The sequence below is a fragment of the Massilia phosphatilytica genome, from assembly GCF_977014125.1.
Window position 1 is genome coordinate 1 of record NZ_CDRNIL010000041.1, and the last position, 6,493, is coordinate 6,493.

Below are 6,493 nucleotides of genomic sequence, written 5' to 3' on the forward strand. Positions count from 1 at the left end.
CTATGTTCATCTACTTCGTTCAGTTACGTATTGCTAAGGTTAAAACGGAGGAGTTCGTTGGATGATCCAGCACCTGTCGGCGACGACCAGCGGCGGCGAGGCCAGGAAGTTGGAGCGGATGTTCGGGTGGATGCGCGCTTCGAAGTTGCGGTTGCCCGACAGGACGGCGGCGGCGATGATGTCGTTCGACGTGATCGCGGCGTTCAGTTCCGGGGTCAGGTCGCCGGCGTTGCCGATGCAGGTGGTGCAGCCGTAGGCGGTCACGCCGAAGCCCAGCTGGCGTCAGGTACGGCAGCAGGCCGGCCGCTTCCAGGTAGTTGGTGACGACGCGCGATCCCGGCGCCAGCGACGACTTGATGTGCGGTGCGACCGTCAGGCCTTTTTCGACGGCCTTCTTGGCCAGCAGGCCGGCGGCCAGCATCACGCTCGGGTTCGACGTGTTGGTGCACGACGTGATCGCGGCGATCAGCACGTCGCCGTTCTTCACGCGCACGCCGTTGGTCGTTTCGTAGACCTTCGACAGGTCTTCCCGCGATTTGTTGAAGCCGTTTTCGCTGGTCGGCTTGGAGAACAGGTCGGCGAAGTTGGCCTTCACGTTGCCCAGTTCGATGCGGTCCTGCGGACGCTTCGGACCGGCCAGCGACGGCGTGACGGTCGCCAGGTCGACGACACGACGCGGGTGTAGTCGATGTCGCCGGCGTGCGGGATGCCGAACAGTTGCTGGGCCTTGAAGTAGTTTTCGAACGCGGCCAGTTCTTCTTCGGGTCGCCGGTGCCGCGCAGGTAGTCGACGGTCTTGTCGTCGACCGGGAAGAAGCCCATCGTCGCGCCGTATTCCGGTGCCATGTTGCCGATGGTGGCGCGGTCGGTGGTCGACAGCGAGGCGGTGCCTTCGCCGAAGAATTCCACGAACTTGCCGACGACCTTCTCCTTGCGCAGCATTTCGGTGATGGTCAGCACCAGGTCGGTCGCGGTGCAGCCTTCGCGCAGCGTGCCGGTCAGGTTGACGCCGATGCAGACGTCCGGGGTCAGGAAGTAGACCGGCTGGCCCAGCATGCCGGCTTCCGCCTCGATGCCGCCCACGCCCCGCAGCCGCGACGACGCCGACGCCGTTGATCATGGTGGTGTGCGAGTCGGTGCCGACCAGGGTGTCCGGGTAGTACATGCCGTCGTTCTTCATCACGCCGCGGGCCAGGTACTCGAGGTTGACCTGGTGGACGATGCCGAAGCCAGGGGGCACGACGCCGAACGTGTCGAAGGCCTGCATGCCCCACTTCATGAACTGGTAGCGCTCGTTATTGCGCTGGAACTCGATCTTCATGTTCAGGTCGAGCGCGTCCGGGGTGCGGAAGTGGTCGATGGTGACCGAGTGGTCGACGACCAGGTCGACCGGCACCAGCGGTTCGATCTTCTTCGGATCGGCGCCGGTCTTGGCGGCGACGTTGCGCATCGCGGCCAGGTCGGCCAGCAGCGGTACGCCGGTGAAGTCCTGCAGCACGACGCGTGCGACGACGAAGGGAATCTCTTCGGTGCGGGCGGCGGTCGGGCTCCAGTTCGCCAGCTGGCGCACGTGCTCCTCGGTGACCTTCTTGCCGTCGCAGTTGCGCAGCACGGATTCGAGGACGATGCGGATCGACACCGGCAGGCGCGACAGGTTCACGCCAAGGGATTCGGCGAGGGCGGGGAGGGAATGGAACTGGCCGGTCTGGCCCGCCGCGATGGGGAATTCCTTCAGCGTGTTCAGCGTGTTGTGAGACATAAAAGCTCCCTTCAGTAGAGGATTTTGTTGTTGCTGCGACAAACCAGGTTCGCTACGCCGTCGTCCCCGTGGAGGCGGGGACGACGGCCGACTGCATGCCGCGCCCGGGCATCAGCTTTCTTCTCGGCCGGAGCCGGGGCCGCGGCAACCACGGGTTTCGCCTGCTCGGCGTCCTTGCATTCGTTGGCCAGTCTGGCGGCTCTGCTTCGAGTCGAGCAGGATGCCCTTCGACGGGATGCCGATCCAGACCAGGCCGAGTTTCGCATTCTCGTAGCGCTGCGCGCCCGTGGTCGTGCCGACCTTGTCCATGCGGCGCAGGTGGTTCTTCCAGCGCAGCGCGATGTGGCTGTCGTCCATCGGGTTGCGGTATATGGCGACCTTGTTGTTCAGTTCGCAAGAGTATTCGGCCAGCGTGGTGTCCGTGACGTCCGGTTCCGGTTCGTCGTCGGCGACTTCCTGCTTGACGTCTTCCTTTTCGGCTTTTTTATGCTTGGAAGATTTTGCCTTTGCCTTCAGGACCTTGATCGCCTTCGGGTGCGTGTCGTGGGTGGTGGCGGATGCCGGCGCGCAAACACCGGCGGCCGCGAGCGCGAGGGCACAGGCGGCGGCGATTTGTTTCAGAGTGATGGACATCAGATGGATTCCGGTTGATTGACGAGTGCCGCCGCGGCATCCGGCAGCGCAAGGCCGGCCAGCTTCGCGCGCTGCAACACCGTCCAATAATATCGGTAGCTGGCGCGGTCGTGCAAGCGGCCGGCGTGGGCAATCGGGCCCCAATCCTTCGCCATCGCCGCCATGAGGATCGTGGTCGCTTCGTTCACTTCCGCCAGGCGCGGCGTGAACGCCTTGACGATCGGCTTGATCTGGTCGGGGTGGATGCTCCACATGCGGGTGAATCCGAACTCGGCGGCGGCGCGCTGGGCATCGTTGGCGACCACCGCGCTGTCCTTGATCTCGGTCGTCACATTATGCGAAGGGACTTTGTCATGCGCATGACATGCGGCAACCATCTCCAGCTTCGCCCGGACGACGAGTGGATGGGTAAATTGACCCGGCGTGCGCATCGCGGCGGCCGGCACCGCGCCGTAGTGCGCCGAGACGAAGTCCATGATGCCGAACGACAGCAATTCGACCTGGGGCAGGGCGGCAATGGCGTAGGCGTCGTGCAGGGCGCCGTGGGTCTCGATCAGCACGTGCAGCGGCAGGGCGGCGCGTCCGGCTTTCGTGGCCGCGCGGTTGACGGATTCCTGCGCGCGCAGGACGTCTTCCAGGCTGTTCGGCTTGGGCAGCATGACGTAGGCGAGCTTGCGGGCGGCGGCGCCCACGATGATCTCGACGTCCTGCTCGAAGTGGCTGCTCGTGACGTCGTGCAGGCGCGCGCCGATGCGGTTGAAGCGGTTGTCGTCGCTGTTCACGAGCGCGGCCACCAGTTCGGCGTGGGCGCGCTCGGCGCCGGCGCTGGCGCCGTCCTCGCAGTCGAAGGTGATGTCGAAAATCGGCCCGAAGCTCTTGTTGCAGTGCCATCGACTTGCGCATCAGCTTCTCGCTGCCGGCGTAGTGGTCGCAGGCAGGGAGCAGCGGCGGCTGGCGTTGGCCCTGGAATAAAACCTCGGAAGGATGCATGTCGAGTCCTGGCTATGCATTGCGTGGGCTCGGGGGAGCCCACCCTACGAACAGTACATTGCCGTAGGGCGGGCACCCCGTGCCCACCAAGCGTGTGTGTGACGCCGGCATACGGCGGGCAACAGTGCCCGCCCTATGATTTCACAGCAGGTGAGCGACGCCTGCGCGCTCTTCGTTCAGTTCTTTCAGCGTCAGGTTGATGCGCTCTTGCGAGAACGGATCGATTTCCAGGCCTTGCACGATCTTGTATTCGCCGTTTTCGGTGGTCACCGGGAAGCCGAAGACGATGCCTTCCGGGATGCCGGACGAACCGTCCGAACGGGACGCCGATCGCGGTCCACTTGCCGTTGGTGCCCAGCACCCAGTCACGCACGTGGTCGATGGCGGCGTTGGCGGCCGATGCGGCCGACGATGCGCCGCGCGCGTCGATGATGGCGGCACCGCGCTTGCCGACGGTCGGCAGGAACGTGTTGGCGTTCCATTCCTGGTCGTTGATCATGTCCTTGACCGATTTGCCGTCGACGGTGGCGAAACGGTAGTCGGCGTACATGGTCGGCGAGTGGTTGCCCCAGACGATCATCTTCTCGATGTCGCCGACGGCCGTGCCGGTCTTGGCCGCGACTTGCGACAGGGCGCGGTTGTGGTCCAGGCGCAGCATGGCGGTGAAGTTCTTGGCCGGCAGGTTCGGGGCCGATTTCATCGCGATGTGGGCGTTGGTGTTGGCCGGGTTGCCGACCACCAGGACTTTCACGTCACGCGACGCGACGGCGTCCAGTGCCTTGCCTTGCACCGTGAAGATCTGGGCGTTGGCTTCCAGCAGGTCTTTACGCTCCATGCCCGGGCCGCGCGGACGGGCGCCGACCAGCAGGGCGACGTCCGCATCCTTGAACGCGGTCATCGGATCGCTGTGGGCGGTCATGCCGGCCAGCAGCGGGAATGCGCAGTCTTCCAGTTCCATCATGACGCCCTTGAGCGCCTTCTGTGCCTTTTCGTTGTCGATTTCGAGCAGTTGCAGAATGACCGGCTGGTCCTTGCCCAGCATGTCGCCATTGGCGATGCGGAACAGCAGGGAATAGCCGATCTGGCCGGCCGCGCCGGTTACGGCAACGCGCTTGGGGGTTTTAGCCATGATGAATCTCCAAAGTGGGAAAGAAAACGGGGCGACGCAGAAGGATACGCCTGTTTGGGAAAACCGCAATGATACCAAAAGCGCCATCTTGGGAAGCGGGCGTGCGGCGCATTGCTGACAGGCGGGCGCCCACGCTCGATCGACCGCGAGTGTAGTCCTGCGCCATTCCATCTGTCAATTCATATCATATGTCTTATATAAGACACATAATCCGAGGGTTTCTTCACTGGACGGACCAGGGGATTTATGAAAAAATCGCAGTCTATGAACCAAGCCTCGTCCAATCCGAACAGCAATGGCGCCACGACTACGGGCGCCGGCAGCGCTGTCGGCGGCGCGGCGCCGTCCCCCACATTTTCGCCACTGTACCAGCAGATCAAGGCGCTCATCACCCAGAGCCTGCAGTCCGGCGAATGGAAACCGGGCGAACTGATCCCCAGCGAAGTCGAGCTGGCCGGCCGCTACAAGGTCAGCCAGGGCACGGTGCGCAAGGCCATCGACGAGCTCGCCGCAGAGCACCTCGTCGTGCGCCGCCAGGGCAAGGGCACGTTCGTCGCCACCCACAACGAGGCGCGCGCCCACTTCCGCTTCCTCAAGCTGATGCCCGACGAAGGCGTCCCCCAGCATTTCGAGCACGAATACCTCGAGGTCAAGCGCATCCGTGCGCCGGCCGAGGTGGCGCGCCTGCTCGACCTGAAATCGGGCGATGCCGTGGTCTACATCAAGCGCCTGATGAGCGACAGCGGCGCGCCCACGATCCTCGAGGAATTGTGGTTGCCAGGGCAGTTGTTCAAGGGACTGACGGGCGAGCGGCTGGCGGAATACAAGGGGCCGATGTATGGCCTGTTCGAATCCGAATTCGGCACGCGCATGATCCGCGCGACGGAAAAGATCCGGGCCGTGGCGGCCGATGCGCCGACGGCGCTGGCGCTGAAAGTGGCGGAAGGAACGCCCTTGCTGTGTGCGGACCGGGTGTCGTTTACGTATGGGGATAAAGCGGTGGAACTGCGGCGCGGATTGTATCTGACCGCCAAGCATCATTACCAAAACGAATTGTCCTGAATAGTTTTTGCGCTGGCTCTATGCTGGTGCAGTAATCGCTGGCAGCGATTACAATGTTTTGATTTTGGGAAAGCGTCGAAGAGGCCCGATCGGCGCGTTTCGGCCTGGATCTGGCAGCGAAAATGCCGGAACCCGTGCAGATCGCAAAATCGGGGTAGTCCGGGTTCCAATATCAATAAGTCAGTTTTAAGGGAGGTGTTCCAATGTCCGAAGCTTTGCAAAAACGAAGGCAGCCGATCCGTAATGTGAGCATTACGGACATCACGATGAATTACAAGCAGCCGCCGTCCGCCATCGTGTCGATCCTGCACCGTATCAGCGGCTTCGTGCTGTTCCTCTTCCTGCCGTTCCTGCTCTACCTGTTCGAGCAGAGCGTGCGCTCCGAGATCTCGTTCGCGCACTTCGCCGGGATCGTCAGCCATCCGTTCACGAAGATCGTCATCCTCGGCCTGTCCTGGGGTTACCTGCACCACTTCTGCGCCGGCATCCGCCACCTGTTCATGGACAACCACATGGCCCTCGACAAGGACGCGGCGCAGCGCACGGCGCGCTACGTATTGATCGTCAGCCTGGTCCTGACCCTGCTGGTCGCCCTCAAACTGTTCGGAGTGTTTTAACCATGGCTACCCCCAACAACATCGGACAGCGCCGCCTCGTCGTCGGCGCGCACTACGGCATGCGCGACTGGCTGGCGCAGCGCGTCACCGCCATCGTGATGGTCGTGTTTACGGTCATCCTGCTGGTCTCGTTCCTGACCGGGCAAAACTTCACCTACGAAGGCTGGGCCGGTCTGTTCGCCCGCCAGTGGTTCAAGCTTTTCACGATGGTCACGTTCTTCGGCCTGTTCTACCACGTGCTGGATGATCCAACTAAACTCCTGTTTTAACCTTAGCAATACGTAACTGAACGAGATACCAAAAC

General features: G+C 63.0%; 3 protein-coding genes and 4 pseudogenes. 3 read left to right on the forward strand and 4 right to left on the reverse strand.

What is annotated here, in order from left to right:
* Positions 1 to 78 precede the first annotated feature (78 nt).
* The 4 genes and pseudogenes from acnA to ACWNCF_RS01680 all read right to left on the reverse strand — a co-directional run.
* A pseudogene (acnA, locus tag ACWNCF_RS01665) lies at positions 79 to 1,758 on the reverse strand (aconitate hydratase AcnA); the annotation flags it as partial.
* Between the two features lie 111 nt (positions 1,759 to 1,869).
* A complete protein-coding gene (locus tag ACWNCF_RS01670) occupies positions 1,870 to 2,391 on the reverse strand; it encodes a hypothetical protein (RefSeq protein WP_449405783.1) in 522 nt (173 codons plus the stop codon).
* Positions 2,391 to 3,381 (reverse strand): annotated as a pseudogene (locus ACWNCF_RS01675) (HpcH/HpaI aldolase/citrate lyase family protein). Before ACWNCF_RS01675 ends, ACWNCF_RS01670 begins: the two are co-directional and overlap by 1 nt.
* Before the next feature lie 141 nt (positions 3,382 to 3,522).
* Positions 3,523 to 4,510: pseudogene (locus ACWNCF_RS01680) on the reverse strand (malate dehydrogenase).
* 264 nt (positions 4,511 to 4,774) lie between these two features.
* On the opposite strand from ACWNCF_RS01680, the gene ACWNCF_RS01685 reads away from it, so the two are divergent.
* The 3 genes and pseudogenes from ACWNCF_RS01685 to sdhD form a co-directional block, all read left to right on the forward strand.
* Positions 4,775 to 5,572 carry a GntR family transcriptional regulator gene (locus tag ACWNCF_RS01685; RefSeq protein WP_449405784.1) on the forward strand — a complete coding sequence of 266 codons (798 nt, stop codon included), beginning with the start codon at positions 4,775 to 4,777 and terminating at the stop codon, positions 5,570 to 5,572.
* Positions 5,573 to 5,775: 203 nt separating this feature from the next.
* Complete coding sequence (sdhC, locus tag ACWNCF_RS01690; RefSeq protein WP_449405785.1) at positions 5,776 to 6,189, forward strand: succinate dehydrogenase, cytochrome b556 subunit; 414 nt, start codon at positions 5,776 to 5,778, stop codon at positions 6,187 to 6,189.
* Between the two features lie 2 nt (positions 6,190 to 6,191).
* Positions 6,192 to 6,425 (forward strand): annotated as a pseudogene (gene sdhD, locus ACWNCF_RS01695) (succinate dehydrogenase, hydrophobic membrane anchor protein); the annotation flags it as partial.
* Between the last annotated feature and the right edge of the window lie 68 nt (positions 6,426 to 6,493).

What these genes read in the sequence shown, in the direction of transcription:
- ACWNCF_RS01670 (WP_449405783.1), bottom strand. Translation starts at nt 2,391, where the DNA reads ATGTCCATCACTCTGAAACAAATCGCCGCCGCCTGTGCCCTCGCGCTC.
- ACWNCF_RS01685 (WP_449405784.1), top strand. Translation starts at nt 4,775, where the DNA reads ATGAACCAAGCCTCGTCCAATCCGAACAGCAATGGCGCCACGACTACG.
- sdhC (WP_449405785.1), top strand. Translation starts at nt 5,776, where the DNA reads ATGTCCGAAGCTTTGCAAAAACGAAGGCAGCCGATCCGTAATGTGAGC.